This window comes from Holophagaceae bacterium (genome assembly GCA_016720465.1).
Classification (GTDB): domain Bacteria; phylum Acidobacteriota; class Holophagae; order Holophagales; family Holophagaceae; genus JANXPB01.
The window spans coordinates 309,760-335,688 of record JADKKO010000001.1 but is presented as its reverse complement, the minus strand read 5'-3'; the positions used below and the strand labels follow the sequence as shown (position 1 = coordinate 335,688).

29 protein-coding genes and 1 tRNA gene are annotated in these 25,929 nt (G+C 64.2%); 18 read left to right on the top strand and 12 right to left on the bottom strand.

Going from position 1 to position 25,929, the window contains the following annotated elements; translation table 11 throughout:
* Positions 1-267: 267 nt before the first annotated feature.
* From IPQ13_01470 to IPQ13_01420, 11 genes are all read left to right on the top strand, one after another.
* Entirely contained in the window at positions 268-447 is a 180-nt protein-coding gene (locus tag IPQ13_01470; protein MBL0209575.1) for a hypothetical protein, read from the top strand.
* Positions 444-1,184, top strand: coding sequence for a hypothetical protein (locus IPQ13_01465; protein ID MBL0209574.1), 741 nt, complete (start codon positions 444-446; stop codon positions 1,182-1,184). The genes IPQ13_01470 and IPQ13_01465 overlap by 4 nt, the downstream gene beginning before the upstream one ends.
* Positions 1,184-2,035 (top strand): hypothetical protein, encoded by an 852-nt coding sequence (locus IPQ13_01460; protein ID MBL0209573.1) that lies wholly within the window; start codon positions 1,184-1,186, stop codon positions 2,033-2,035. The genes IPQ13_01465 and IPQ13_01460 overlap by 1 nt, the downstream gene beginning before the upstream one ends.
* Complete coding sequence (locus tag IPQ13_01455) at positions 2,032-2,628, top strand: hypothetical protein (protein MBL0209572.1); 597 nt, start codon at positions 2,032-2,034, stop codon at positions 2,626-2,628. Before IPQ13_01460 ends, IPQ13_01455 begins: the two co-directional genes overlap by 4 nt.
* Positions 2,625-3,287, top strand: coding sequence for a hypothetical protein (locus IPQ13_01450; GenBank protein ID MBL0209571.1), 663 nt, complete (start codon positions 2,625-2,627; stop codon positions 3,285-3,287). Before IPQ13_01455 ends, IPQ13_01450 begins: the two co-directional genes overlap by 4 nt.
* 54 nt (positions 3,288-3,341) lie before the next feature.
* Complete coding sequence (locus IPQ13_01445) at positions 3,342-5,720, top strand: hypothetical protein (GenBank protein ID MBL0209570.1); 2,379 nt, start codon at positions 3,342-3,344, stop codon at positions 5,718-5,720.
* A complete protein-coding gene (locus IPQ13_01440) occupies positions 5,720-6,232 on the top strand; it encodes a prepilin-type N-terminal cleavage/methylation domain-containing protein (protein MBL0209569.1) in 513 nt (170 codons plus the stop codon). Before IPQ13_01445 ends, IPQ13_01440 begins: the two co-directional genes overlap by 1 nt.
* A 113-nt stretch (positions 6,233-6,345) precedes the next feature.
* Positions 6,346-6,431 (top strand) — tRNA-Leu (locus IPQ13_01435).
* Positions 6,432-6,711: 280 nt separating this feature from the next.
* A complete protein-coding gene (gene rpsO / locus IPQ13_01430; protein ID MBL0209568.1) occupies positions 6,712-6,981 on the top strand; it encodes a 30S ribosomal protein S15 in 270 nt (89 codons plus the stop codon).
* 167 nt (positions 6,982-7,148) lie between these two features.
* A complete protein-coding gene (locus IPQ13_01425) occupies positions 7,149-7,832 on the top strand; it encodes an NUDIX hydrolase (protein ID MBL0209567.1) in 684 nt (227 codons plus the stop codon).
* Complete coding sequence (locus IPQ13_01420) at positions 7,829-8,449, top strand: threonylcarbamoyl-AMP synthase (GenBank protein MBL0209566.1); 621 nt, start codon at positions 7,829-7,831, stop codon at positions 8,447-8,449. The genes IPQ13_01425 and IPQ13_01420 overlap by 4 nt, the downstream gene beginning before the upstream one ends.
* Positions 8,450-8,459: 10 nt before the next feature.
* Here IPQ13_01420 and IPQ13_01415 read toward each other — a convergent pair whose 3' ends face one another.
* The 8 genes from IPQ13_01415 to IPQ13_01380 form a co-directional block, all read right to left on the bottom strand.
* A complete protein-coding gene (locus tag IPQ13_01415) occupies positions 8,460-9,086 on the bottom strand; it encodes a 1-acyl-sn-glycerol-3-phosphate acyltransferase (protein ID MBL0209565.1) in 627 nt (208 codons plus the stop codon).
* Positions 9,086-10,030 carry a phosphatidate cytidylyltransferase gene (locus IPQ13_01410; GenBank protein MBL0209564.1) on the bottom strand — a complete coding sequence of 315 codons (945 nt, stop codon included), beginning with the start codon at positions 10,028-10,030 and terminating at the stop codon, positions 9,086-9,088. The genes IPQ13_01415 and IPQ13_01410 overlap by 1 nt, the downstream gene beginning before the upstream one ends.
* Positions 10,027-10,629, bottom strand: a complete 603-nt coding sequence (locus IPQ13_01405; GenBank protein MBL0209563.1) for a CDP-alcohol phosphatidyltransferase family protein — start codon at positions 10,627-10,629, stop codon at positions 10,027-10,029. Before IPQ13_01405 ends, IPQ13_01410 begins: the two co-directional genes overlap by 4 nt.
* Before the next feature lie 42 nt (positions 10,630-10,671).
* The gene (nadB, locus tag IPQ13_01400; protein MBL0209562.1) at positions 10,672-12,243 is read right to left on the bottom strand and encodes an L-aspartate oxidase; all 1,572 of its coding nucleotides are present in this window, start codon (positions 12,241-12,243) and stop codon (positions 10,672-10,674) included.
* On the bottom strand, positions 12,240-12,614 hold the full coding sequence (locus tag IPQ13_01395; protein MBL0209561.1) for a DUF309 domain-containing protein: 375 nt from the start codon (positions 12,612-12,614) through the stop codon (positions 12,240-12,242). Before IPQ13_01395 ends, nadB begins: the two co-directional genes overlap by 4 nt.
* Positions 12,615-13,006: 392 nt before the next feature.
* On the bottom strand, positions 13,007-13,735 hold the full coding sequence (yaaA, locus tag IPQ13_01390) for a peroxide stress protein YaaA (protein ID MBL0209560.1): 729 nt from the start codon (positions 13,733-13,735) through the stop codon (positions 13,007-13,009).
* Complete coding sequence (locus IPQ13_01385) at positions 13,732-14,601, bottom strand: DUF3473 domain-containing protein (GenBank protein MBL0209559.1); 870 nt, start codon at positions 14,599-14,601, stop codon at positions 13,732-13,734. The genes yaaA and IPQ13_01385 overlap by 4 nt, the downstream gene beginning before the upstream one ends.
* A complete protein-coding gene (locus tag IPQ13_01380; protein MBL0209558.1) occupies positions 14,598-15,293 on the bottom strand; it encodes a MotA/TolQ/ExbB proton channel family protein in 696 nt (231 codons plus the stop codon). Before IPQ13_01380 ends, IPQ13_01385 begins: the two co-directional genes overlap by 4 nt.
* A 67-nt stretch (positions 15,294-15,360) precedes the next feature.
* Here IPQ13_01380 and IPQ13_01375 point away from each other — a divergent pair, with 67 nt between their 5' ends.
* The 5 genes from IPQ13_01375 (at position 15,361) to IPQ13_01355 (ending at position 19,398) form a co-directional block, all read left to right on the top strand.
* Positions 15,361-16,713, top strand: coding sequence for a UDP-glucose/GDP-mannose dehydrogenase family protein (locus IPQ13_01375; GenBank protein MBL0209557.1), 1,353 nt, complete (start codon positions 15,361-15,363; stop codon positions 16,711-16,713).
* On the top strand, positions 16,710-17,057 hold the full coding sequence (locus IPQ13_01370; protein MBL0209556.1) for a hypothetical protein: 348 nt from the start codon (positions 16,710-16,712) through the stop codon (positions 17,055-17,057). The genes IPQ13_01375 and IPQ13_01370 overlap by 4 nt, the downstream gene beginning before the upstream one ends.
* Positions 17,058-17,099: 42 nt before the next feature.
* Positions 17,100-17,279 (top strand): twin-arginine translocase TatA/TatE family subunit, encoded by a 180-nt coding sequence (locus IPQ13_01365; protein MBL0209555.1) that lies wholly within the window; start codon positions 17,100-17,102, stop codon positions 17,277-17,279.
* 39 nt (positions 17,280-17,318) lie between these two features.
* Entirely contained in the window at positions 17,319-18,122 is an 804-nt protein-coding gene (gene tatC / locus IPQ13_01360) for a twin-arginine translocase subunit TatC (protein MBL0209554.1), read from the top strand.
* 61 nt (positions 18,123-18,183) lie between these two features.
* The gene (locus tag IPQ13_01355) at positions 18,184-19,398 is read left to right on the top strand and encodes a 2-isopropylmalate synthase (protein MBL0209553.1); all 1,215 of its coding nucleotides are present in this window, start codon (positions 18,184-18,186) and stop codon (positions 19,396-19,398) included.
* 40 nt (positions 19,399-19,438) lie between these two features.
* Here the strand turns inward: IPQ13_01355 and IPQ13_01350 are convergent, their stop codons facing one another.
* From IPQ13_01350 to IPQ13_01340, 3 genes are all read right to left on the bottom strand, one after another.
* Positions 19,439-20,038: an outer membrane lipoprotein carrier protein LolA gene (locus IPQ13_01350; GenBank protein MBL0209552.1), complete on the bottom strand. Its 600-nt coding sequence runs from the start codon at positions 20,036-20,038 to the stop codon at positions 19,439-19,441.
* 4 nt (positions 20,039-20,042) lie between these two features.
* Positions 20,043-21,401, bottom strand: a complete 1,359-nt coding sequence (locus IPQ13_01345; protein ID MBL0209551.1) for a hypothetical protein — start codon at positions 21,399-21,401, stop codon at positions 20,043-20,045.
* Positions 21,402-21,492: 91 nt separating this feature from the next.
* On the bottom strand, positions 21,493-22,020 hold the full coding sequence (locus tag IPQ13_01340; GenBank protein ID MBL0209550.1) for a peroxiredoxin: 528 nt from the start codon (positions 22,018-22,020) through the stop codon (positions 21,493-21,495).
* Between the two features lie 58 nt (positions 22,021-22,078).
* Between IPQ13_01340 and IPQ13_01335 the strand changes: the two genes are divergently transcribed.
* A complete protein-coding gene (locus IPQ13_01335; protein ID MBL0209549.1) occupies positions 22,079-23,140 on the top strand; it encodes an isocitrate/isopropylmalate dehydrogenase family protein in 1,062 nt (353 codons plus the stop codon).
* Between the two features lie 19 nt (positions 23,141-23,159).
* Here IPQ13_01335 and lexA read toward each other — a convergent pair whose 3' ends face one another.
* Entirely contained in the window at positions 23,160-23,909 is a 750-nt protein-coding gene (gene lexA, locus IPQ13_01330; protein MBL0209548.1) for a repressor LexA, read from the bottom strand.
* Positions 23,910-24,108: 199 nt separating this feature from the next.
* Between lexA and IPQ13_01325 the strand changes: the two genes are divergently transcribed.
* A complete protein-coding gene (locus tag IPQ13_01325; GenBank protein MBL0209547.1) occupies positions 24,109-25,929 on the top strand; it encodes a 2-oxoacid:acceptor oxidoreductase subunit alpha in 1,821 nt (606 codons plus the stop codon).

Here is a 25,929-nt window from a genome sequence, read left to right as displayed (position 1 = left end):
CCGGCGGAACTTCCGCCCGGTTTACTCCATACCATGTTCAGCCCGCGCCCAAAAGGGTCCAGGCTTGAAACAATGCAGGCGTTGGTCTTGCACAGGAACGAATCGACCTTGGGCCAGACTGCGCTTGAACGCCGCCACCGCCCCACCCAACTGCAAGCCGTTCTTCCACGTCCCATCCGCGCTTGGGCTTCCAGCCTCCGGGCGATAGACTAGGTCTTTGCCTTCATTCCGCGAATCCATCCGCCTCCTTCTTCCACTGGAGCTCTTGTGCCCCCCTTGCCCGAATCCATGCGCTATCCCATGAGCGGCTGGTGGTGGCTCCACGCTTTCAGCGCCACCGTGATTTTCTGCTGGGGCTGGTACCACGGCCAGAACCGTGCCCAGGCCCGGTTCGCGAAGTTCCTCAAGATGAAGCAGGACGAGCGCAACCAGGAGAAGGTGAAATGAGCTTGTTTTCTTTCGGGGCCAAGAGCGCCTCGGTCCTGTGGATCGAGCCCCACCGCCTCCACACCGAGAGCGGCGACCGCGCGGTGCATTCGACCGACGGCCTTCCCAGCGAAGACGATCTGGCCCAAGCGCTCGCGAAACTGCCCACCGGACCCACGCAATGGATCGTGGACGACCTGATGGCCCCCGCGGTCCTGGTCAGGGACATCGTGGAACTGCCTCCCGGGGCCGAGGCCCGGGATGCCTTCTTCCGCTGGCGGTTCAATCAGGCCATGGCCTCGGACGCGCCCCACGCAGTGCAGGCGCTGGCCCTGGAGGACGGAGCCTGGCTGCTGGCGGGAATGCCCGAAGCCCAGCGGGACGCCTGGGTCCAGCTCGGGATGAAGATGGGGCGCGCCGTGCACGTCCTGCTGCCCCGCTGGTTATGGCTCTACAACCGGCTGGCCCCCAGCCGTGCCCTGCCGGGGATGCTGCTTTCGCTGTGCCCGGCTCCGGGCGGAAAGTACACCGGCACCCTGGCGGCCTGGGGACGCAGCCTGTCGTTGCTGCGCCAGTGGAGCGAACCCGTGGATGTGGATGCCTGGATCAGCGAGCGCATCCTCCCTTCCTCCGCCTTTCTGCAACGGGAGAACCGGTCTCCACAGGAGCTCTGGGTCTGGGGCGCGCCGAATTTTCCGCCGACCTCCATTCCCCTCCACATGATCCAGCCCGAGATCCCCGTGAGTGAGGCCCTCTGATGCCCATCCCGGTCCTCAAACTCAATCTGGCCCCACAGCCTTCGATCTGGCGCCAGCAACACGAAACCCTTGGCTGGAGCGCCATCGCCGTCGGAGCCCTATGCCTCGCGGGCACCTTGGGCGTCTGGGGATTCCGCGCCTACCAGGCGCGGAAAGCCGGTGCCCAGGCGGTTCTCATCAGCCGCGACGCCCAAACCGCCGCGAGGAAGCAGGACAGGCTGGTGGAGCAGCTGAAGTCCGTGGACGTCACCAAAGAGCTGCCGCGCTGGAAGCTGGCCGAACGCATCTTCACCGAGCGCACCCTGCCCTGGTCCCGCCTCACCGCTGAACTGGAACGGAGCCTGGTGCAGGATGTGCGGCTCAAGGCCATCCAGAAAGTCCGCGGTTCCGATCAGCGGGTGGCCCTCAAGCTGAAGGGCGAGGCCAGGACCCGTGAAGCCGAGGAGAAGTTCATGGATTCGCTCCGAAAGGACGATCTGTTCCTGCAGGTGATCCTGGAGCGTGAAGCCGAACGCACGGGCGGCGGCGTCGATTTCGAAATTTTCCTTCCGGTGGTTTCGGTGCCTTCGCCCTACCAGCCCTTTCCGTTGCCTGAAAAAGCGAAAGCCGTTGCGCCGATGGCTCCGGTCCAGGCCAAGGCCAAGACCGCCGTTCCGCCCCAACCCCAGCCAGCCATACAGGCGCCTGCCCAGCGATTCGGGCTGCCCGTGCCGCCACCCCAGCGCCCGGATGCCCGGCCCATGGGCCGCCCCGGACGGGCCAACCCGACCAGGCCGAGGGACCGCCAGATCAATGCGGATGGCAGCGTCAGGAATGCCGACGGCCAGAGAAGCTTTGGAGGCCGCCCATGAGCGTGACCACGCTGCGGACCAGTTCGATCCGCGCCGCTGGAGGCGGGATCCTCCTGCTCGCCGCCCTTGGCGTCGCCATTTTCGTGCTGCCCGACGCCACCCGCCGGAGGGATGAGCAGGAAAAGGCCCGCTTGGATGCGAAGTCCCTCCTCGCAGTCCAGATCCAGCAATTGGCGGAGCGGCAATCGCTGGTGGACCGCCTGACGCTGGACCAGAAGCACCTGGAGGAACTTGAAAAAAAGATGCCTTCGGGCAATGTCGGGCAGCTCCAATGGGAACTCAGCCAGATCCTTTTCGAAAAAGCGAAGGAGCACGGCGTGCGCCTGCAGACCGTGAAGTACGGGCTCCCGAGCCGCGAAGGCGCCAAGGGCACCGACCTGGAATCCATCGATGTGGAGTTCACCGCCCTCGGCATCTACCCGGCCATGAAGCCGTTCATGCTGGCGATCGAAGGCAGCGGCTTGCCGTTCGCGGTGGGTTCCGCGCGGCTTGAGGAAAGCCCCGAAGGCGCCCGCCTGAGCGTCACCCTCCGCGCCTTCAGGCATTCCGGCGTCACTTCCAAATCCGATTCCGCCGCGCCGGAGGAAGCATGAGCAACGGCTCCCTCGCCAAGGGCCTGGATGTGAAGGCATTGCTCCAGGAACTGAAAACCAACCGCCGCACCCAAGGCATGCTGGTGGTATTCGTGGTCATCCTTGTGTGGCTCTGGCCCAGCGCGCCGAAAAGGAAGGCTGGCCCGGGCCGGGTAGGATCGCTGCAGGCCGCGGGCCTGGACGACCGGCAGTTGAGCCTGCTGGGAAAGCTCCCGGATCTCGCCAAGCTGGACATGGCAGGAGAACTGCCGAACCAGGCCAAGATGCACCGGGATCTGTTCCTCTTCGAAGGGCCGGCGCCACTGCCGCTACCACCTGAGCCAGTGAAGCTTCCACCACCGCCCACCGAGGAAGAGTTGAAGGCTGCGGCCCTGAAAGCCCTTCGCGTTGCGGAAGAGGCCACGCGGCCCCAGGGCTTGCGCTACATCGGATTCCTGCATTCGAAGAGCGCCGGCTCCATCGGAGCGTTCTTCAAGGGCGAAGAACCGTTCACATTCAAAATCGGCCATATCGAGAACTCGTCCTGGAAGCTCGTGAAGCTCACGGAAAAACAGGCTGAATTCCAGAACACCAAGTACGCGGACATGCGGATGGCCTTGGAAGTCCGGGACTTCGCCGGCGCCCTGAGCCCCGGGGCCCAAGTCACCAACGAATTCTGAGAATCCACTTACTGAACTTCTTTTAAAGACTCAACCGACCCTCTGGATGGCCCCATGCACCTGAACCGATCCCTCCGATTCCCATCTCCCCGGATGGCTCAAACCCTGCTCGTGGCCGTCATGCTGGTGGCCGGCCTCGGCTGCAGCCTCCACCGGGCCAACCATGCGTTTTCGGAAGGCCGCTACGAGGACGCGACCCGCGAGTACCAGTCCATCCTGCGAAAGGATCCGGGCAACGTGCAGGCCAGGAACGGCTACCGCCGCGCCGCGCCGCTGGCCGCCACGGACCACATCGAGAAGGCCAAGCTCCTGGAGACCCGCGGGCAGATGGAGGAAACCGCCCTGGAGTTGAAGCGGGCCCTGGTGCTGGACCCCAACAATTCCATCGCCATGGATTGGCTGGCCCGCATGCAGCTGGATGAACAGCGCCGGAAAGCCAAGGAATCCGCCGAGGATTATTCCTCGGCCAAGGCCAAGGCCGAAGCCACGGCCCCCATGCAATTGAACCCGCGCTCCATCGAAGGCATCTCCCTCACCTTCTCCAAGAAGACCAGCCTCAAGGAGATCTTCTCCATCCTGAGCAAGGCATCGGGGGTGAACATCATCCCCCATTCCTCCTTCCAGGACATGCAGATCCAGATCGACATGCAGGGCCTGAATTTCCAGCAGGCACTGGACACGCTGATGCTGCAGAACGATCTCTTCTACAAGAAGCTCGATACGCAGACCATCATGATCTTCAAGAGCAACCCGCAGAACCGGGAACTCTATGAAAACCACCTGATCCGGACCTTCTACCTGAGCAACGCCGAGGTGGACGGCGTCCGCCAGATCCTCACAACGCTGATCCCCCAGCTCAAGATCTTCACGGACAAGCGGCTCAATGCCGTGACCATCAAGGCCAAGCCCAATGAACTGACCATCGCCGAACGCATCGTGGCCCAGCTCGACAAGGCCAAGCCCGAAGTCATGGTCTACCTGGAGCTGCTGGAAGTCACGGAAAGCAGCGCGGAGCAGGTGGGCCTGCTGCCGGTGATCCAGCCCACGGATGGCATGGGCGGCGGCGCCGGCATTTTCCGGCTCGGCGCGACCATCGACAACACCGGCGGCCTGAACCAGAACAAGGGCGCCATCCGCATCAGCAAGTCGGACCTGCGCTTCCTCTTCCCGAGCATCGCCCTGGACATCCTCAAGAGCAACGGCGACGCCAAGCTGGTGGCAAGCCCCAATGTCCGCGTGCTGAGCGGCGAATCCGGCGAAGTGAACATCGGCGAGAAGATCTCCACCACCCAAAGCGCGCTGTCCCTGCCCACCAGCAGCACCGGCCAGAGCGGCGGCATCGGCGGCTTCGGAGGAATCCTGGGTGGAGGCGCATCGACCCAGTTCAGCTACGAGGACGTGGGCGTGAAGATCAAGGTCGAGCCCCGCGTCCATCACAATGGCGACATCACCATGAAGATCGATGCCGACATCACCACGCTCAAAGCCGGGTCCACGGCGGGGCGGCCGGACCTCGGCAAGCGCAGCATCAAGACCATGGCGAGGCTTCAGGACGGCGAAACCGCGGTGTTCGGCGGACTGCTGAAAGAAGAAGAGCAGAAGAGCCTGCAAGGCATCTGGGGCATCTCGGATATTCCGGTTATCGGCAAACTCCTGGGCAATACGCGGAAGAACAAAGCCAAGACCGACGTGCTGCTCACCATCCGCACGGTGCTGGTGCGCAAGCCCAGCTACACGAAGGAAGACCTCGAATCCTTCGACCCGGATCTCGCCACCCGGAGGGCCGGTCCCTTCGCGCCGAAGCCCCAAACGCCGCCGGATGAACCGAATCAGGACAAGGCGCCGGAGCCGGTGAAACCCGCCGCTCCCGCCGCTGCGGCGGCCCCGGCTCCTGTGAAACCAGCCGCCGCGGATCCGGCCGCGCCGCCGCCGGCTGCGGTCCCCGCCAAGCCCGAGGAGAAATCCGAGCCCAAACCTGAAGCCAAGCCCGAACCCACGCCTGAAGCGAGGGGGACGGAGCCCAAGGGTTCGGAGGACAATGCGGACCTGGTCTTTTTCATGTCGCCCTATTCGGAGACGCTCGCCAAAGGGGAGCGTTTGCAGATCACGCTCAATGCCAGCAGCGCCAAAGGCCTCACCACCGGGACCTTCAATCTGCTCATCGATCCCAAACTGAAGCTGGTTTCAGTCACGCCGGGAGATTTCCTGACCGCGGACGGCGGCTCCCTGGAGCAGAAACCCGGCAAGGACGGCGCGGTCGCCGTGACCTTCAAGAAGGCCGGCGCCTCGGTGGATAGCGGCGCCTTGCTCGTGCTCCAGGTGCAGGCCCTGGCTCCCGGCAACGCTCCGGTCCTCATCCAGAGCGGCACGTTCATGGTGGGCAAGAATCCCATCCCCGGCCGCTGGGTGAATGCGCTGGTGACGGTGAATTGATGCGTTTCCGCGGGCCCAGGGGCATTCACCGGCTGCGGGCTGGCCTCGGGTCCCGGCTTGCCCAGCGCGCCTTCACGCTGATGGAGCTGATCATCACCTGCACGGTGCTGCTGATCCTGGCCTCGGCGGTGATCCCCATGGCCAACAACGGCATTAGGCGCCAGAAAGAGCTGGAATTGCGTCGGGACCTCCGTGAGATGCGCATGGCGATCGACGCCTACAAGCTTGCGGTGGACCAGCAAAGGATCAAGCCGCCGCCCCCGGAGAACATGGGCTATCCCGAATCCCTTGAAGCGCTCGTGGAAGGCGCCCAGGCCACCGGCACACTCAGCGGGAAAATCCGCTTCCTGCGGCGGATCCCCGTGGACCCGTTCACAGGCCGCGCGGAGTGGGGCCGGCGTTCCATCAACGATGAAGCCACCAGCACCAGTTGGGGCGGGGGCAATGTCTTCGATGTCTACAGCCAGGCCAAGGGGTCCGGCATGAACAACATTTCCTATTCGGAATGGTAGGCGTCGCCGGGGTTCCTGGCCCGCCACGATTTCCACTTGATGCGGATCCAGGCCCGCGCTAGTCTTGAGTTTCGTCTTTTCCGTCTCTCTTGGGAAACGGACAGGTCTTTGAAGCGGATATGGCGGAATTGGTAGACGCGCTAGTTTCAGGTATTAGTGTTCAAAAGACGTGGGGGTTCGACTCCCTCTATCCGCACCATTCGACATGCGCCCTTTCGGGGGCGCGTGGAGAATAGGGCCGAATGCGACCCATAGGGCGCATTGCGGTCCCTGGCCTGCGCAGCAGGACAGGGATGGCACCCAGCGGGTGCCACCACAACGAACCTGGCTTCACATGGTGCCAAACCTTGCTTTCTGGCATTCAGTGAATTCCATTTTTAGCGACACCAGGCGTCCGGCCTTTCTCCGGACTCGACCACCAAGCGGCGCACGGGGCTGCGAGGCCGGTGACGGGAGACACCCCCGAAAAGGAGCCGACCATGGCCCTCACGCTGGATCAGAAGACCATCATCATCGAGGACTACAAGCAGCACGCCACGGACACGGGTTCGCCCGAAGTCCAGGTGGCCCTGCTGACCAAGCGCATCAACGATCTCACCGAGCATTTCAAGGTCCACTCCAAGGACTACCACAGCCGCCGCGGCTTGATGATCATGGTGGGCCAGCGCCGCCGCCTTCTCGATTACCTGAAGCGCAAGGACAAGGCCCGCTACGCCACAGTCATCGAACGCCTCGGACTGCGCCGCTAGTCCGGCCGGCACCAACTGAATGCCCGCGAAGGGCCGCGAAGAATAGGGAAGGACAACCCCGAGCTCTTCGCGGTCCTTCTCTTTTTTCGCGGCCCTTCGCGGGCCTGTTTTCCCCCGAGCTCGATCTGGATGAACTCCATCACCTCATCCCGGTTTACCTTTAAAGCATGAAGCTTCCCCTCCTGCCCATCCCCGCGGATCCGGATCCCTACGAGGTCCTGGATCGCAGGCAGCTTTACGATTCACGGTGGATCCGCCTGCGCGAGGACCGCTTCCGCCACCGCCGAGGGCGCGAAGGCCTCTACACGGTCTGCGGATTCCAGCATTCCGCCTGCGGAGTCCTGGCCCTGGATGATGAAGACCGGGTGGTGCTGGTGGGCCAATGGCGCTATCCGCTGGAGCGCTACAGTTGGGAGATTCCCGAGGGCGGCGGCGAGGCGCACGAGAGCCCCTTCGAGACCATCCGCCGCGAGTTCGCCGAAGAGACGAATCTCGAAGCGGATTCCTGGGAGCCCCTGGCATTCTTCCACCCCAGCAACTCCAGCACCGATGAGGAAGCCTTCCTGTTCCTCGCGACGGATCTGCGCGCGTCGAACGGGCACCACCAGGCGGAGGACGATGAAGAATTGGCCGTCCATCGCGAGCCCTTCGGACACTGCCTCCAGAGAGTGCTGGCCGGCGAGATCAGCGATGGCCTCACCGCCATGGCGCTGCTGAGCCTGCAGGCCCGCCGCAACGGCGTCCCTGCGCTCCTGGACCAAAGCCTGGCCGAGCGATTCTTCCAAGCCCCCGGCGAGCACCCCAGCGCAGGAAGGGCCCGCTGGAACCGCCTCCCGGAACCCGGCCCATGATCCTCACCCTCCACCCTGAAAACCCGCAGGCCCGGCAGATGCAGCGCATCGCGGACCTGCTGCTGAAAGACGGCGTCATCGCCTATCCGACGGACACGCTCTTCGGCCTCGGCTGCCTTGCGACCCGGAAAAAAGCCGTGAGCCGCATCCAGGCCCTCAAGGGCCGGGATCAAAAAAAACCGATGAGCATCCTGTGCGCGGATTTCGAAATGCTCTGCCGCTACACCCGCCACCTGGACACGCCCACGTTCCGGCTTCTGAAACAGATGTTCCCGGGTCCCTATACCGCCCTGCTGCCCGCGAGCCACGCGGTCCCCAGGTATCTGGAATCGAGCGGGAAAGGAAAAGCCCACCCCATCGTGGGGCTTCGCATCCCCGACCACCGGTTCTGCCGCGAACTCGCGAAGCTGCTCGACGAACCCATCATCACCACCAGCTGCAACCTCAGCGGCGAAGCCACACTCAACTCCGCCTGGGAGATCGAAGAGGAACTTGGGCATGCCCTGGACCTGGTGGTGGATTGCGGCCAGCCCATCGGCAGGGGCAGCACCATCGTGGACCTCACCGGAGAAGAACCCGTGCTGGTGCGCGAGGGCGCGGGACCCTGGCCTATTTGAGCTTGCGGATTCACTCCCAGGGGGGCAACTGGCCCTCCTCCGCGAGTTCTGCCATGCGGCTCCGCAGGGCCGCCATGAAAGCCTCCCGGTCCTGGGTCCAGGCCAGGGTCTCGCCTACGAAGACATCGCAGAAGAATGGCACCAGCAGGGCTTCTCCGCGCGGAAGGGCCTTCCCCAGCCCATGCAGGAAGACCGGCAGGATGGGCACCTCCGGGTGGCGCTTGCCAAGGTGCCACAAGCCTTTCTTGAACTCCGCCAAGCGTTCAGGTTCGCCCCTCGATCCTTCTGGGAAAAGGATCACCACATCTCCCCGGGCCACCGCCTCCGAGACGCCCTGGAGCGGATCCGCCACGCCGCCTCCCCGGACCACGGGGATGATGCCGATGATGCTCACGGAGAACCAGGCCATGAGGCGGTTTGAAAGAAAATAATCCGCCGCGGCCACGGGCCTCAAGCGCGGAAGGAGCCTCAGCGGGAACAGCGAGATGAGCACCATGGTGTCGAGGTGGCTGTTGTGGTTGGCCACCAGGATCATGGGCCCCTCCTCGGGCAGCCGTTCGCGGTGGCGGACGTTCAGGCCCAGCACGATCCAGGTGAGGGGCCGCACCAGCAGGGCATAGAAGCACCAGCGCAGCATCAGAACCGGTCGAGGTACTTCACAAAATGGAAGAAGAGGGGCGTGGTAAAGAACAAACTGTCCACGCGGTCGAGAATTCCGCCATGGCCCGGAAGTAGCTGGCCGCTGTCCTTGAGATGCAAGTCCCGCTTCACCGCCGAGATCACCACGTCCCCGATGAAGCCGCCAAACCCGATGATGAGCCCCGCCATCAGGCTTTCAGACTTCGTCAGGAGCGTGAAGCGCGGAGCCAGCAGCACCGCAAGCGTGACCGTGGTGGCCACGCCGCCCAGCAGCCCTTCCAGGGTCTTCTTGGGGCTCACCTTGGGCAACGCGGGGGTTCGGCCCAGCGTCCGGCCCCAGATGTACTGGGACACGTCGTTGAACTGCGTCAGGAAGACAAGCATCAGCAGCAGGCCCAGTCCGCCACCGTGAACGCCGTAGGTGGGTTTCAGCAGCGCCAGCCAGGCCCCGTGGCTCAGGGCGTAGACCGAGACCATCAGGCCCCAATGCAGGGTGCCCACCGCCTTCAGAAAGCCGTCGGTCTCCTGGATGAGCACCGTGCGCATGGCCAGGAACAAGAACATGTAGACCGGGATGAACACCAGGAACATGCCGTACCAGTCCATGCCGATCCACAGGTACTGCAGGGGGATGGCGAGGTAGGCCCAGAACAGCACGCGGCGGTCCGCGCGGCGCGTGGGGATCATGCTCAGGAATTCCTTCAGGGCCAGGAAGCTCAGGAACGCGAAGAAGCAGAGGATTCCGATGCGGTTGAACGCCAGCGCCCCCAGGAACACCGCGCTCATGATCCACCAGGTGCGCACCCGCAATTTCAGTTCCGAGAAATCCTTGGTGGGTCTCAGGACCGCCAGCGATGCCACCAGCAGCGAAGCCGCCACCAGAATGGAGCCCACGCCAAGAATGGCGTACCGCAAGGGTTCCGGAAGGTTCGACCAGCTCATGCTTGCTCCTTCAAGGCCCGGCGCGCGCGGTTGAAGACCGTGGCCAGGAGCAGGGCCAGCACGATCGCGAGAAGCCACGCCAGCCAAGGCCCGGCTTTCACGCCAAAACCAAGGCCCAGGCCCAGCGCCCCGAAAACAAAGGCCCGGTCGCTCTTGCCCATGGGGCCGTCATAGCGCCGGCTGGCGCCGACCATGAGGCCCAGCACGCCCGTCATCTCGGAAAGCGCCGAAAGCAGCACAATGCCGAACACCAGCCAGACCGGGAACCCCGGCACCAGCGCCAGCGGAAGGTAGATGGCGGTATCCGACACCACATCGCCCAGCTCGTTAAGGAGCGCGCCCAGGCGGGATTTCTGGTCGAATTCCCGTGCCAGCATCCCGTCCATGGCATTGAGGGCCATGCGCAGGAAGAGCGCCGCAGGCAGAAGCAGGAGCGTGCGGGGCGCTGGCCGCCATAGGATCACCGCGCCCGTGGCGAAGGACATCAACAGCGCTGCCAGTGTCACCTGGTTCGCGGTCACGCCGATGCCCGCCATGCGCCGCAACAGCGGACGCAGCAGGCCCTGGAAGGCGGGTTTTAGATCGTAGACGCTCGGCATGGATGACTGAATCGTACCTTATCGCTCAGAATGCGGGCTGGTTCAATCCACCCGGTAGTGGCAGCCGCGGCTCTCCCGATTGAGGAGCGCGGCTTTCAGGATCAGCCGGGCGCAGATGATGGCGCTGCGCAGTTCGATGATCCGCCGGGAGAGGGGCGCTTCGCGGTAGAAGCGCTCGATGCGGTGGTAGAGGTAGCCCATGTCCGCCCGGCCGCGTTCCAGGCGCGCACCGTTGCGGACGATGCCGGCATAATTCCACAGCGTCGCGCGGATGAGGCTCCAGTCCTGATCCACAAGCAGGGGATCGGGTTCCTCGGATTCGACCGGAGGCTGCCAGGCGGCGAATTGGCGTGCCTCCGGGGCCTTGATCCCAGGCAACTCGCCGGCGATGGCCTCGGCGGCGCGGTGGCCCCAGAGCAGTCCTTCCAGCAGCGAGGTGGAAGCCAGACGATTGGCGCCGTGCAGACCCGTGCAGGCCACTTCGCCGGCGGCGTAGAGGCCCGGCAGGCTCGTGCGGCCGTCCAGGTCCACCAGCACGCCGCCGCAGAAATAGTGCGCCGCGGGCACCACCGGGATGGGCTGTCTCAGGGGATCCAGCGCCTCCGCCATGCAGGCTGCGTAGACCGTGGGGAAGTGCTGCATGATGTCGAGCCTGGCCTGCAAGGGTCTCAGATCCAAATAAACTGAAGCCTCTCCGCTCATGGCCAGTTCCTGGAAGATGGCCCGGCTGACCACGTCGCGGGGCGCCAGCTCCATCTGGTCCGGCGCGTACTTCTCCATGAACCGCTCGCCCTTGCGGTTCACGAGGAGGGCCCCCTCGCCACGGAGGGCCTCCGTCAAGAGCATCCGGGGTTTGCCCGGCACGTAGAGCGCCGTCGGATGGAATTGGATGTATTCGCAATTCACGATGCGCGCGGTGGCGCGGTAGGCGGCCGCCAGGCCATCCCCGGTGGCGGAGGAGGGATTCGTCGTGTGCAGGTAGAGGTAGCCCAGCCCTCCGGTCGCGAGCACGGTCCGTTTGGCCACCGCGGCGGTCACCGCTCCATCTTTTTCGTTGAAAAGGTAGCCCCCCCACACCTGCAGCGGATCATAGACCTGGAGCGGATCCGCCGCATGGTGGGGCAGCGTGAGCAGATCCACCAGCATGCGGTTCTCGATCACGCGGATACGCGGATGCAGGCCCACGGCCTCATTGAGCGCGCGCTGGATGGCCAGGCCGGTCGCATCCTTCGCGTGGAAGATGCGCTTGGCGCTATGGGCGGCCTCCCGGGTGGGATCCGGCTCGCCCTCGGCGTTCTGGTCGAAGGGCACGCCCAGCCGGCTCCAAAGGAAGTCCCTGCAAAGCTGGGGGCCTTCTTCCGCCAGCAGGCGCACCGCCTCGGGGCGGCACAGCCCCGCGCCGGCCGCTTCGATGTCCGAGGCGAGCAGCGCAGGCGAATCGTCTTCGTGGCTGCCTGGGAGCCCGACGATGCCCCCTTGAGCCCAGGAAGTGTTGGTCAGGCCCAGCTCGTCCTTGGCCACCAGCACCACGTCCGCGCCCAGCTCCGCGGCCCGCAGCGCCGATACGCAACCTGCGATGCCCGCGCCTAACACCAGCACATCGCACGTGATCATGGAATCTCCCATCGCGGCACGGGCAGGGCCCAGAGCGGCTCGAAATCTTCGGTCCCGGAATGGATGCAGGCCATGCGCTCCCTTGTGCGCTCGATCGCATCGCGATGATCCACCCTGCCCCAGGGCGTGTCCAGCAGTCCGCCAGATCCATCCAGGCGGTGGAAGGATTCCTCCCATACGGCCTTCATTCCGCTCCGGTTGTGGAGTTGGAGATGGTGGTAGCCCGCGGCCATCAGGATGAGCCCCTGCAAGCCTTCCCGCAGCGGGCCCTGCGCATCCTTCCAGAGCGCCTCCAGCGCGTCGTGGGTCTCGTGGTAGAGCGCGCTGTTGAACAGCGCCACCCCGGCCTTCAACCCATAGCTTCCATCCATGGGAACCTCTGTCAGCGCGGACAGCGCGACCCCGCACCGCAGGCTCACCAAAGGTCCCAGGGAGCCCCAATCGCGATGGGGCCTGAAGCCCGTCTCCCCCTGCTCCGCGGTGCCGGGAAAGCGCGCGGTGGCATCCCGCCACGCGGCTCCGGGATCGGCCACGCCGAGATCCCTCAGCATCCCTGCGGCTTGGGAGAGCAGCGCCTGCTCCGGAATCCCCCTTGGGAATTCCTGCCGCAGCCTTGGCGCGCCCAGCACCGTGGGCCAGGCCAGCAGCGCCCGGTCCGCGGGGTTCTCAAGCGCCGCTTCCAGCCGTGTTCTAAGAAATGCCTGCACGGCAAGGGGAAGCGTCGGTTGGCGCTGGAAGAAGATAGGCCTGCCGTCGCCACAGCTCACGCCCCGGCCCCATGAAGCACGATCAGCCTCAGCATTTTCCCGCCCTTGGCATTCTCCTGGGGCCGCTCCCAACGGCACCCTGGAATCCTCCCGCGCGCCACTTTGGCGGGTTCCCCTTGCCCGTGTTCCAGGATCCACCTCGCCACGCGGCCGCGGTACAGCTTCGAGAAATGGCTGATGGCCCTCCCGTCCTCAGCCGCGATGTCAAGCGTGTGCCGCGGGCGTTCCCACTCCTTCAGCAGTTCGGCGTGCGCCCCCGGCAGCAGCTCCCAGAGTGGGCCTTCGGGAATCGTGGCCAGCAGCGGGCCCAGGTGCATGCGCCAATGGGCCTTGAGCCTCGGGATCGCATCCAGCTTCAACTTGTAGGGGGGCACCATCTCATCGCCACGCACCAGTCCGCGGAGATTCGAGAGGATGAAGACCTGCTTCCATGCTTCCCGAGGCAAGGTCGCGGCAGCCAAGGCGCCGAAGGCGACGCCCTGGTAGCGCTCCAGCGCAGCCATCAGGGGCACCGGATGGCGCAGGGCCAGGGCCTCTTCGCGGGCCTGGCCGAGCAGGGCGCCTTTCACGGCAAAGGCCTTGGCGCAGGCATCCGGACCGCCATGGACCACCAGTTCCACCAGCATCTCCCGCACCCACTTCTGGGCGGGGGTCTCGCTCAGTTTTCCGGTATGTCCGCCGCTTGCCTTCTCTTCCGATGGCGCCAGCAGTACCAGTGGCTTCACGTGTGCGCTTCCCGCAGCACCAGCTCCGACTCCCGGACCTCGGCCAACTCCCTGCCTTCGATCCAGGACTCCAGCGGCACCAACCGCAGGCCGGACCAGAGCTTCCTCAGCCGCCGCCCATAACCCCGCAGTCCCGCGCGATGGGCGAAGCGATGGCCGAGGGAGGCCTGGGGGAGCAAGGGCTGGCCTTCGTCCAGCTCCCAGGGATGCAGGACCAGGGGCGTGCCGGCATTTCCGGCCTGCAAGGCGTTGAGTTCCGCCAACAGAATGGATTCCGGCAACAGGCGCATGGCCCATCCCCAGAGCGGCACGGTCACTGGACCGAGGCCCAGCACTGGCGGCGGCAATTCCCAAAGCCCGTGGGCGAGGCGATAGGGACGCCGCGGCCAGGAAGGATCTCCTAAGACCTTGAGGGGCGCGCGGCTGGAATCGAACGTGAACCCGAGCGCCGGCAGTTCCTGCCAATACTCGAGGGCCCCCTCCCGAAGGCTCCATTCCGGCGCGCGGAAGCCCAATACCCGGACACCCGAGAGATCTTCGAGAAGGGCCTTGCCGTCCGCCAGGGATTGCCGGAAGTCCGCCCGATCCATGGTGAAGGCGCGCTGGTGCGTGAGGCCGTGCAGGCCGACCCGATGGCCGCCCGAGATGATGCGGCGCAACAGGGCTGGATGGCGTTTCGCCTGGTCGGCGAGGCAGAACCAGGTTCCCTTGGCTCCCGTCTCGGCACAGAGCTGCAAGGCCAGATCCGTGGCCTTCTCCAGGCGGTCCTCGAACCGATCCAGGGCATCCTGGCCGTCAAAGGGCGGGCAACAGAGCTGGAACCAGTCCTCCCAATCCAGGGAAAGCGGCAGCAAGGGCTGGGTCACGTGAAATTCCGCTCGGAAAGGCTGATGAATTCCAGGGAGAAATCATCCAGCTCGGTCTGCCACTGCTTGAGCTGGCCCTGGAAGAAGTTGTAGGCCATGAGCGCCGGGATGGCCGCGAACAGGCCGATGGCGGTGGCCACGAGGGCCTCAGAAATGCCCGGCGCCACCGTCGCGAGATTCGCGTTGCCCGTGGCGCCGATGCCCTGGAAGGCATAGATGATGCCCCAGACCGTTCCAAGGAGGCCGACGAAGGGGCTCACGGCGGCGATGGTGGCCAGGATCCCCAGGTGGCGTTCCATGCGGCCCATTTCGACCACCGAGGCGCGGGTGAGGCTGCGCTCCACGGCTTCCATGCTGCGGATGTAGGCCCGGCCGCCCGCGGCCGGTGTGCGGAGCTGGTAGGTCACCTCGGTATAGCCGGCATTGAAGAGGCCGAGCAGGGGACTCATGGTGAAGAAACCCGCCTGCTGCTTCAGCTCCCGCCAGTCATTGGTGCGCCGGAATGCGGCGCGGAAGGATTCGGTGGCCCGGCGGCTTCTGGAAATGAGCAGTCCCTTCAGGATGATCACGACCCATGAAACGACCGAGAAGAAGACCAGAAGCAACAGCACCAATTTGGCCACGGGCCCGCCGTGGAGCACCACTTCCCACAGATTGATCCCATTGCCTTCCAGCAAGGCCATTGCGAACATGCGAACTCCTGATCTGCCCTCATCTTAGCAAGAGCCAGGCCCCGATTGCTCGGGGTACACTGGTTGAATGCGCGTAATTGTCATTGGATCGGGATACGTGGGCCTCGTGGCCGCCGCCTGCTTCGCGGAAGCCGGCCATACCGTGCTGGGCGTGGACGTGGACGAGGGCAAGGTCGCCCGGTTGCGGAAAGGCGAGGTTCCGATTTTTGAACCGGGCCTCGATGAACTATTCAACCGCCATCTGGCCGGCGGAACACTGGCCTTCAGCACCGATCTGAAGGATGGCATCGCCGGCGCGGATGCAGCCTTCATCTGCGTGGGCACCCCCCAGAGCGAGGACGGGAGCGCGGACCTGCGCTTCGTGCTGCAGGTGGCCGCCCAGATCGGCTCGGCCCTGGATCTCCGCCCGAAGGACGCCCGGCCGCTCATCGTCGTGGACAAGAGCACGGTGCCCGTGGGAACCGCAGCCCGGGTTTCTGCCCTCATCGCCGGGACGGGAACGGATCGGGCCTTCGAGGTGGTGAGCAATCCGGAATTCCTCCGGGAAGGCAGCGCCATCCACGATTTCCTGGAGCCCGACCGGGTGGTGGTGGGCTGCGCCACCGATTTCGCCGAAGGCGTGATGAAGGCGCTTTACAGCCCCTTCCTGGAATCCTCCGGCGGCAAGTGGTTCCGCATGGACCCCGCCTCCGCTGAACTCACGAAATACGCCGCCAACGCCATGCTCGCCCTGCGCATCAGCTTCATCAATGAGATCGCCGGACTTTGCGAAGCCATCGGCGCCGATGTGGACCACGTGAAAATCGCCATCGGGGCCGACCATCGCATCGGCCCGGCCTTCCTCAATCCTGGTCCCGGCTTCGGCGGCTCCTGCTTCCCGAAAGACCTGCAGGCCCTGCTCAAGACCGGCCGGGAGCACGGGCACCCATTGATGGCGCTTTCGGCGACCGTGGAAGCCAACCGCCACCAGAAGCAGGTGCTGGCTTCCAAGATCCGCAAACACTTCGATGTGGTGGGCGGCGCCCCATCGCCGCTGGCGGGCCGCCATTTCGCGCTGTGGGGCCTGGCCTTCAAGGCGCATACCGACGACATCCGGGAGTCCATGAGCATCGAGCTGATCGATAGCCTCCTGGCCTTGGGCGCCACCGTCGCCGTGCATGATTTCGAAGCCGTGCCCGCAGTGAAGGCCAAGATCGGCGACCGGGTGACCTATGCGGACGATCCCATTTCCTGCTGCGAAGGCGCCGACGCCCTGCTCATCGCCACGGAGTGGCCCCAGTACAAGGCCGCGGACCTGGATGCCGCGGCGCGCAAGCTCAAGGCCAAGATCATGTTCGATGGCCGCAACCTCTTCCGCCCCGAGGCCATGAAGGCCGACGGGTGGGTTTACCATTCCATCGGTAGGAGAAGCGTCGGATGACCACGATCCAGCTCGGACAAATTGCCCATGCTCGCTCCGGCGACAAAGGCGACGGCTCCAACGTGGGCCTCATCGCCTACACCGACGCGGGCTACCGCCTCATCCGGGAAGCCGTGACGCCTGAACGGGTGAAGCGCCACTTCAGCCAGATCTGCTTCGGGGAAGTGGAGCGGTTCGAGGTGCCCAACCTGCGGGCGCTGAATTTCCTGCTCCATGATTCGCTGGGCGGCGGCGGCAGCGAAAGCGTGAAGACCGACGCCCAGGGCAAGACCCACGGCCAAGCCATGCTGCTCATGGAAATTCAGATCCCCGCCGGCCTTTCGATGGCAGAATTGATTCCTTAAACAAAACCACGCTTGATACATCAAATCTGATTGGAGGCTCACATGGGCAATCTCGGACTCACGGAAATGCTCCTCATCGGCCTCGGATTGCTGATCTTCTTCGGCCCCTCGCGGCTGCCCGAACTGGGCAAAAGCCTGGGCAAGGGCATCCAGGAGTTCAAGAAGGCCAGCAAAGAGCTGACGGATGCCGTGAAGGAAGACGTCACCGCCGAAAAGAAATAACGCACCTCAGTGGCAGCGCCGGACACATCGCCCAACCAGATGAGTTTCTGGGAGCATCTGCAGGAATTGCGGATGCGGATCGTGCGTTCCCTGCTCATCGTCATCGCGGCCTTCGCGTTCACCTATGGCTTTCCATTCGGCTACAAAGGCATCCCGCCCCTGCGCTTCAAGCTGCTGGAATGGGCGGAAAAACCCTTCCTGGATGCCATGGCGAGGCAACTGCACCGCCCGGTTTCCGAATTGGTCGGGCCCAACGCGCCCTTCGCTTTCACGGATCTGACCGAGCCCTTCATCTCGCTGATGCGGCTCTCGCTATGGGCGGCGGCCTTCCTGGCGGCGCCATTCCTTTTCTACCAACTGTGGGCCTTCATCCGTCCGGGGCTCTATGACCGCGAGAAGCGCCTGGCCATCCCCTTCGTGGTGGCCACCAGCGGATGTTTCATCGGCGGCGCCGTGTTCGCCTACTACCAGGCGTTCAAGTTCCTGGGCGACATCCTGTTCCAGGAGGCCGCACAGGCGGGCCTGCGGGCCAATCTCCACGTGGCCGACTACCTGGACCTGTTCATCAGCACCGTGCTCATCACCGGCATCATGTTCGAACTGCCGGTGCTGTTCTATTTCCTGGCGCGGTTCCGGATCGTCACGGCCCGCTGGATGCTCAAATACTGGCGCCATGCCACCATTCTGATACTCGTGTTCAGCGCCTTCTTCACGCCCGGCGACGTGATCCTCACCACCGTGTTCTTCACTGCGGTCCTGCTCAGCCTCTACTTCATCTCGATCCTGGTGGCCTGGGTCGCCGAACCGAGAAAACAGAAGCATGATGGCCTCGAGCCGCGATGAGGGGCGGCTGGGAAGTCCTCGCTGCGATGGCCGACGCGCCAGACCCCGGTAAGCTGGGCCAATGAATTGGCCGCCCCTCATCCATGATTGGAACCGCGCTGGCCGGGCACCCGCGTCCCTGGACGGACGGGTTCCTCTGCTTCTGGACGAGACCCTGCGTGACGGACTACAGAGCCCTTCGGTGCGGGATCCGGAAATATCGGCCAAGCGGGATCTGCTGCATCGGCTGTCGAAACTGGGCATCCACAGCGTGGACCTGGGCATGCCCGGGGCCGGACCCAAGGCTTCGGCGGCCGTGAAGGCCCTGTTGTTTGAAATCCGTGACCACCGTCTGCCCATCTCGCCCAATGCGGCGGTGCGGACCCTCGAGGCCGATCTGGTCCATGTCGCCGAGATCCAGCAGAAAGTCGGCATACCGCTGGAAGTGGGCGCCTTCCTGGGTTCCAGTCCGGTGCGGATGGACGTGGAGGGCTGGGACGCGGCCTTCCTGGTCCAGACCGTGCGCAGCGCAGCCATTTTCTGCCGCCTGCATTCCATTCCCATGATGATGGTCACGGAGGACACGACCAGGGCCAATCCGGAAGTCCTGAAGGCCATCTACCGAGCGGCGCTGGACGAAGGCGCCGAAGCCATCTGCCTTTCCGACACCTGCGGCCACGCCACCCCCGAAGGCGTCCGCAACCTCGTCCGGTTCATCCGCGAGGAAGTGCTCGAAGGACGGCGGATCCGCGTGGACTGGCATGGCCACAACGATCGGGGCCTCGGCGTGGCGAATGCCATCGCGGCCTTCGAGGCCGGCGCGGACCGGCTCCATGGAACGATCCTCGGCATCGGCGAGCGCTGCGGCAATGTGGCCCTGGACCAGCTGATGATGAACCTCATCCTGATGGGGTATTGGGAGGGCGATCTCACGGACTTGCCGGCCCTGGGCGAACGCGTGGCGGAGCTTTGCGATGTCGAGATTCCGGCCAACTATCCGGTGCTGGGCCGCGACGCCTTCCGCACGGGCACCGGAGTCCATGCCGCGGCCATCGTGAAGGCGCTCACGCGCGGCGATGCCCAGCTCGCGGACGCGGTCTACAGCGCGGTTCCCGCCAGCCTGGTGGGCCGCCGGCAGGAAATCGAGATCGGCCCCGTCGCGGGCCACAGCAATGTCGTCTACTGGCTCGAGATGAATGGACATGATGTGAACGACCAACGGGTGGAGCGGATCCTGGACCGGGCCAAGCGCGGCAACCGCATCCTCACCGACGCGGAGATCGAAGCCTTGTTGTGAGGCAGGCCGTTTTCCTATGGAAAGGCATCCTTCGCCGCCTCTACTTGCCCAGCCATCGCGTGTTCTTGGGAGGCTGGAAGTCGAAGGTGCCAGCCGGAAAAGGTTTCGCCGGGATGTTGGCGCCCAGCAGTTCCAGGACCTGGCCCGCGCCTGAAGCATCGGTCCACATCAACCGCTTCGGAAGACTTCCGGAACCTTCGACGCGGACCTCCGGCAGTCCCTTCTTCAGGGGCTTCAACCAAACCTGGCCGTTGGGGGAGGGTTCGATGGCGTAGGTGCCGCCGAGTTTGGTTGGATCCGTCAGCAACCGCAGCAAGGGCGCTTCCCGCGCGGCTTCCGAAAGCTCCATCCGCTGGGCGGTGCGGGTATCGGGATCGAATTGGATCAGGGATCGCCCATCGGCCACGAGCTCCAACCCGTCCTCATAGACCACGCGCAGCCGTCCGCCCTTGGCCAGCCGGACGCTGCCCTTCCGTTTCAGCTTGCCGAAGACCGCGCTGTCGGAAGTCTGCACGAAGGCCGACTGGATGCGGGGCACGTTGGCGAAGGCCTTCCACCACGGTGGGAGTTCCTGTCCATAGGCCAGGGCCGCGCCTAGGCAGAAATAAACAGCGGTATGAAATGCGGAGGGGAGCCCCACGGAATCAGGGACGCCTGAGTTCGACGCTGAGCTTGGCCGCAACGCCCTTGGACGGAGCGGGGCGTTTCAGGCTTCCTTCGCCGATGATCTGGCCCTTCTGCTTCACCACGACCATCACTTCCACTTCCCCTTGATCCATGTCGCCCGGCAGATCCACGCGCACCACCGACGGAGTCCCAAGCTTGCCGACCATGGTCAGTTCGCCTAGCAGGGAATTGATCGCATCTTTGGGATTGGGCGATTTCGGCGCGGGCGCCACATGCTTGATCGGAGCCAGGGAAATGGTGGGCTTCTTGGGCTCCGGCAACGGCTGGGTCGGAGGCGACCATGGTGCGGGCGGCGGCGGAGCTTCGATGTGCGGCGCAGGCGCGACGGGCGCGGCCTGGATGGCCACCGGCGGCTGGGCGGCGGGGAGATCCGCCACGTCTTCATCCGGCAGGGGATGCGCGCTCAAATCGGGATGGTCGCCTTTGTCCTTCAAGGCGGTCATTGGCTGGGTCTCAAGCGGGTTCGCATCCTGGAACACCGGCGTGAGGGGCGGGAAGGCGGGCGGCGTGATGGGTTGGACGGGAGCCGGCGTTGGCGCCGGTTTGTAGCCTGTGTCTTCATCCAGCATTTTGGAGAAGGCGGGAAGATCGTTGGTGGTCAGCGCCACCGCGGAGGGCAGCGAAGGATCCCGGGTGGGCGCGGGAATGGTGTCTGGAACGACGATCTTGATGGGGGCCGGCTTGGCGTCCCTGGAACCGGCGGTCGGCGCCGGCGCCGTGGTTTCGCCGAGCACATGGGTCTTGATGTGGGTGAGGCTCAGCTTGGTGATGCCCCGCAGGGTCTCGAAGACACCGGTGCCGTCCTGGGCGCAGGACTGGAAGCTGGGCAGGCCCCGGACATTCAATTCCTTTTCCAGCTGCTCCACCGGGACGATATTTTTCAGGTCCCGCTTGTTCCATTGAAAAACGGTGGGGATATCGCCCAGTTTGAGGCCCAGCTCGCGAAGGTTCTCTTCGAGATTCTGCAAGCTTTCCTTGCTGGCATCCAGCATCGGCACTTGGCTGTCCACCACGAACACGATGCCATCGACACCCTTCAGCACGAGCTTCCTAGTGCTGTTGTAAAACACCTGGCCAGGAACGGTATAAAGCTGCAGTTTGGTCTTGAAACCGCCCACCATTCCCACATCCATGGGCAGAAGATCGAAGAACAGCGTGCGGTCGGTTTCGGTATTGAGGCTCACCATCTCACCGCGGGCCTTGGTGGATGTCTTGCCATAGATCGTGTTGAGATTGGTCGTTTTCCCGCACAAACCAGGACCGTAATAAACGATCTTGGCCGTCATCTGACGGGTGGCGTGATTGAAAAACACCATTGTTGAACCCTCAAGGCTGAGAAGACTGAGTGTATCTCGAAGGCCATCAGCCTTCCAGCCAAGCTTGATTAAATATTGTGAAGGCTTGAATTCAACCGAGGGCCTTGACCGCAGCCAGCACTTCCTGGTCATGGCCCGCGGGTTTCACGTCCTGGAAGATCTTGCGGATGACTCCCTTGCGGTCGATCACGAAGGTGACGCGCTTCGCATAGTTCAGGCCGAACATCTTCACGCCATAGGCGTTGATGATGGCCTTCCCCGGGTCCGCCAGCAAGCTGAAAGGCAGGTGGTACTTGGCTGCGAAGGCCTCGTGGCTCTTGACGTCGTCGCTGCTGACCCCCAGCACCACGGCTCCCGCAGCCTTGAGCTCCGCGTGTCCATCGCGGAGGCTGCAGGCTTCTTTCGTGCAGCCCGGGGTGTCGTCCTTGGGATAGAAATACAGGACCACGGTTGATTTTCCGGCGAAATCCGACAGCTGGATGGTCTTGCCGTTCTGGTCCTGGGCCTGGATGGGCGGGGCCTGCTGGCCTTCCTTCAGGCCGCTGGCGTCGCCGCCGAAGAGGGAGAAGCAGGCGAGCAGCGAAAGGCTTGAAACGGCTGAAGTCGTGAACCTGTGCATGAGGGCTCCTTGAACCTGGACTCAGTATCCCACCTTCCAGTCGTGTGACTATTAGGCAATGGCACGGATCGCAGTAATCCCTGGTGACGGAATCGGCCCCGAGGTCCTGGCCGAGGCGCTTCCTTTGCTCGAGTGGGCCAGGGGCCGCGGCCGACCGGTGGAATGGGAGATTTTTCCCCATGGCGCGGAGTATTTCCTTGCCTCTGGCGAAACCCTCTCGGACACGACGTTCGTGCGGCTTCGCGACGGCTTCGATGCGATCCTGTTTGGCGCCGTCGGGGATCCGAGGGTTCCCGACGGACGGCATGCGGAGGAAATCCTGCTGCGCCTGCGGAAAGATCTGCGGCTGCGGGTGAACCACCGGCCCTGCGAGCCCATGCTGGACGCCCACGTCCCCTTGAAGGGGATTGCGGCCGCCGGCATCCATGTGGAGGTATTCCGGGAGAACACCGAGGGCCCCTATTGCCTGAAGGGCGAAACCACCAAGCAAGGCGCCACGGACTTCGCGGTCCACACCGAGGTGGCCGTGGCCTGCCTGCTGAAGGCCGCCTTCCAGCGGGCGGAACGCCTGGATTTCCCACTGACCCTCGCCCACAAGGCCAATGTGCTGAAACATGGCCATGGCCTCTGGCTTCGAGTGTTCAAACACATGCAGGCCGAATTTCCCATGGTCCGATCCAATGCCATGCACGCGGATGCCTTGCTGTGCGCCCTGGTGCAGCGCCCTGGTGACTTCGGCGTGATCGCCGCAGACAACTTGATCGGGGACCTCGTCAGCGACCTGCTGGCGGCCTTCCAGGGCGGCATGGGGCTGGCCGCATCGGCGAATCTTGCCGTCGTTGACGAGCCTACGGCCATGGGCCATCCCTTCCGATGCGGTGCGCTCTTCGAGCCGGTCCATGGCTCGGCCCCGGACATCGCCGGCCTGGGAATCGCCAATCCCACGGGCGCTATCCTCAGCACTGCCTTGATGTTCAGGCATCTAGGTTGGGCTGATAACGCCCAGGCCGTGGAGAGGTCCGTGAAACACGCCCTCATGGGAGGCGCGGCCACCAAGGATCTGGGGGGGCTCCTGACTACAATGGAAATGGGCCGAGCCCTAAGAGCCGATCTCGTCTGATCTACCGAAATTCTGGGATTCAGCAGCTGCGCATCACGCCCACCAGCACGCCTTGCAGGTCGATGCGGCGCGGATCGTAGCAGGTCGGCTTGAGTTCCGGATTATGCGGGATGAGCCAGACGCCCTGCTTGTCCTTGCGGTATTCCTTCAGGGTGGCCTCCTCCCCATCGATGAGAGCCACGACGCGCTCGCCGTTGCGGACCTCGGCCTTGCGCTGCAGCACCACCAGATCGCCGTCGAGGATGGCGTCCTCGATCATGGAATCGCCCCGGACCCGGAGCACGAACAGATCATCCCGTTCACGATGGATGGAATTGGGCACTTCCACCGGGAGGGCCCGGGTCTCGGGGATGAGGGGCGCTCCCGCGGCCACATCACCACAGAAGGGCAGGATCCGCGCCGGCACCAGATGCGGGATCCGGGGACTGGCGCCGGACCCGCCGGCCGGACCGCCGCCGCCCTCCTCGTCATCCCATGCCTCCGCTTCGAAATCGGCCTCCGCGCCGGCATTCAACGCGGAAGATTTGGACAACCCTCCGGCTGCGGCCCGCTTGTCGCGCATCACGATATTGTTGCCCTTGCCATGGCTGCGCCCCAGGAATCCCTTGTCGATGAGGTGCTGCACGTGTTTGTGGATGGTGCTCACAGCGCTGGAACCGACGCCCTTCCCGATCTCGGACAGGGTTGGGCTGCGCCCTTCGGCCTTGACGAACGCGCGGATGAACTGGAGCACCGCGAGCTGGCGTTTGGTGAGATCAGTGGAAGTCATGATTTCAAATTAGGAAGTTGCAGCTTCCGGGTCAATCCCTTTTTTTTCGTTTTTTTTCTAGAGCCCCCGCATCGCCCGAATCCGGGCTCGGAAGAGCGGAGCTGCCGTCATATACTGGTTCATTGTTGCTCTCTAGGCGCGCGGCCCTGATTCAAGGAACCGGTTTGCGCAAGGAGTCTTGATAAGGGGAAAAGGACCTATGTCCACCGCGCTCGCAAACGGCCATACGCTCGACCACACGAAAACCCTGGTGAATGATTTCTCCATAGAGATCGGGACCGTGAACGGTTCCGGTTCCCAGACCGCGAACAGCGTGCTGATGCGGACCATCTTCCAGATGGGCGTGCCCGTGAGCGGCAAGAACCTGTTCCCCAGCAACATCGCGGGGCTTCCGACCTGGTTCCAGATCCGCGCCAACACCAAAGGCTACGTGGCCCGCAAGGCCATCGTGGACCTGATGATCTGCATGAACCCCGAGACCGCCAAGGACGATGTGCTGAAGCTCGCCGCGGGCGCGCTGGTCATCTACGACGAGCCCCTCAAGCTCAACACGCTCCGCGACGATCTCATCTACTATCCGGTGCCCTTCCAGAAACTGGTCACGGCGAGCTGCCCGGAACCCAAGCTCCACAAGCTCGTGAAGAACATGATCTACGTGGGGGTCGCCGGCCAGATGCTCGGCCTCGACATGAACGAGACCAAGAATGCCATCACCAAGCAGCTTAAAGGCAAGCAGAAGGCCATCGAGATCAATCAGGCCGCAGTGGATGCGGGATACGCCTGGGCCGCTGAAAACATGCCCGCGCAGAACCGCCTAAAAGTCGTGCCCGACAACAAGACCACGGGCAACATCATCATCGACGGCAACGCGGCCTGCGCGCTGGGCTCAATGTTCGCCGGCGTCCAGGTGGTGGGCTGGTACCCCATCACGCCGTCCTCCTCGCTGGTGGAATCGCTCATCGACTATGCCGACGAACACCGCCGGGACGAGAACGGCAAGCTCACCGTGGCCATCGTGCAGATGGAGGACGAACTCGCCTCGGCCGGCGTGGTCTTCGGGGCCGGGTGGGCTGGCGCCCGCAGCATGACCTCGACCTCAGGCCCCGGCATATCGCTCATGAGCGAATTCATCGGACTGGGGTATTTTTCGGAAATCCCCGGCGTCTTCTTCAACGTCGCGCGCACCGGCCCCTCCACCGGCCTGCCCACCCGCACCATGCAGGGCGACATCGACATCTGCGCCAAGTGCAGCCACGGCGATACCCTCCACATCAACCTCTACCCCGGCAACATGTCCGAGTGCTTCGACTTCGCCTATGAATCATTCAACCTGGCGGAGCGCTTCCAGACACCCGTATTCGTCGTCACCGACCTCGATCTCGGCATGCAGAACTGGATGTCCAAACCCTTCACCTACCCGGAAGGCGACTTCGACCGCGGAAAAGTGGTGGGCGAGAAGGAGCTGGCGGCCATGAAGGACTGGGGCCGTTACAAGGATGTGGACGGGGACGGCATCCCCTACCGCTCGCTTCCGGGAACACCCGGGGGCAAGGGCGCCTACTTCACCCGCGGCTCCGGCCACAACGCCATGGCCCTCTATTCCGAGAAGCCAGAAGACTACAAAGAGCTGGTGGACCGCCTGCGCGCCAAATACGAGACCGCCAAGCAGTACGTCCCAAAACCCATCGTGGATGGCACCGGTTCAAAACGCGGCGTCCTGGCCTTCGGATCCAGCGATCCCGCGGTGATGGAGGCCCGCGACGTGCTGTCGGAGCGCTTCCAAAAGAAGACCGACTACCTGCGCCTGCGGGCCCTGCCCTTCACCTCCGAGGTGGATGCCTTCATCAAGGAGTCCGACGTCATCTACGTCGTGGAGCAGAACCGCGACGGGCAGATGAAGGCCCTGCTGCGCGAGTTCTACCCGGAGGCGGCCACCAAGCTCAAGTCGGTGCTGCATTACAACGGCATGGCCCTCGATGCCCAGACCATCGTCGACCAGATCAACGCGTTCGAGAAATAG

Bases quoted from the DNA above. Each gene is read 5' to 3' on its own strand.
- IPQ13_01375 (MBL0209557.1), top strand. From the start codon at position 15,361: ATGCGCGTAATTGTCATTGGATCGGGATACGTGGGCCTCGTGGCCGCC.
- IPQ13_01440 (MBL0209569.1), top strand. From the start codon at position 5,720: ATGCGTTTCCGCGGGCCCAGGGGCATTCACCGGCTGCGGGCTGGCCTC.
- IPQ13_01455 (MBL0209572.1), top strand. From the start codon at position 2,032: ATGAGCGTGACCACGCTGCGGACCAGTTCGATCCGCGCCGCTGGAGGC.
- rpsO (MBL0209568.1), top strand. From the start codon at position 6,712: ATGGCCCTCACGCTGGATCAGAAGACCATCATCATCGAGGACTACAAG.
- lexA (MBL0209548.1), bottom strand. From the start codon at position 23,909: ATGACTTCCACTGATCTCACCAAACGCCAGCTCGCGGTGCTCCAGTTC.
- tatC (MBL0209554.1), top strand. From the start codon at position 17,319: ATGAGTTTCTGGGAGCATCTGCAGGAATTGCGGATGCGGATCGTGCGT.
- IPQ13_01445 (MBL0209570.1), top strand. From the start codon at position 3,342: ATGCACCTGAACCGATCCCTCCGATTCCCATCTCCCCGGATGGCTCAA.
- IPQ13_01450 (MBL0209571.1), top strand. From the start codon at position 2,625: ATGAGCAACGGCTCCCTCGCCAAGGGCCTGGATGTGAAGGCATTGCTC.
- IPQ13_01410 (MBL0209564.1), bottom strand. From the start codon at position 10,030: ATGAGCTGGTCGAACCTTCCGGAACCCTTGCGGTACGCCATTCTTGGC.
- IPQ13_01465 (MBL0209574.1), top strand. From the start codon at position 444: ATGAGCTTGTTTTCTTTCGGGGCCAAGAGCGCCTCGGTCCTGTGGATC.
- IPQ13_01365 (MBL0209555.1), top strand. From the start codon at position 17,100: ATGGGCAATCTCGGACTCACGGAAATGCTCCTCATCGGCCTCGGATTG.
- IPQ13_01460 (MBL0209573.1), top strand. From the start codon at position 1,184: ATGCCCATCCCGGTCCTCAAACTCAATCTGGCCCCACAGCCTTCGATC.
- IPQ13_01380 (MBL0209558.1), bottom strand. From the start codon at position 15,293: ATGTTCGCAATGGCCTTGCTGGAAGGCAATGGGATCAATCTGTGGGAA.
- IPQ13_01325 (MBL0209547.1), top strand. From the start codon at position 24,109: ATGTCCACCGCGCTCGCAAACGGCCATACGCTCGACCACACGAAAACC.
- IPQ13_01420 (MBL0209566.1), top strand. From the start codon at position 7,829: ATGATCCTCACCCTCCACCCTGAAAACCCGCAGGCCCGGCAGATGCAG.
- IPQ13_01425 (MBL0209567.1), top strand. From the start codon at position 7,149: ATGAAGCTTCCCCTCCTGCCCATCCCCGCGGATCCGGATCCCTACGAG.
- IPQ13_01395 (MBL0209561.1), bottom strand. From the start codon at position 12,614: ATGGATGGAAGCTATGGGTTGAAGGCCGGGGTGGCGCTGTTCAACAGC.
- IPQ13_01355 (MBL0209553.1), top strand. From the start codon at position 18,184: ATGAATTGGCCGCCCCTCATCCATGATTGGAACCGCGCTGGCCGGGCA.
- IPQ13_01370 (MBL0209556.1), top strand. From the start codon at position 16,710: ATGACCACGATCCAGCTCGGACAAATTGCCCATGCTCGCTCCGGCGAC.
- IPQ13_01340 (MBL0209550.1), bottom strand. From the start codon at position 22,020: ATGCACAGGTTCACGACTTCAGCCGTTTCAAGCCTTTCGCTGCTCGCC.
- IPQ13_01415 (MBL0209565.1), bottom strand. From the start codon at position 9,086: ATGCTGCGCTGGTGCTTCTATGCCCTGCTGGTGCGGCCCCTCACCTGG.
- nadB (MBL0209562.1), bottom strand. From the start codon at position 12,243: ATGATCACGTGCGATGTGCTGGTGTTAGGCGCGGGCATCGCAGGTTGC.
- IPQ13_01345 (MBL0209551.1), bottom strand. From the start codon at position 21,401: ATGGTGTTTTTCAATCACGCCACCCGTCAGATGACGGCCAAGATCGTT.
- IPQ13_01405 (MBL0209563.1), bottom strand. From the start codon at position 10,629: ATGCCGAGCGTCTACGATCTAAAACCCGCCTTCCAGGGCCTGCTGCGT.
- IPQ13_01335 (MBL0209549.1), top strand. From the start codon at position 22,079: ATGGCACGGATCGCAGTAATCCCTGGTGACGGAATCGGCCCCGAGGTC.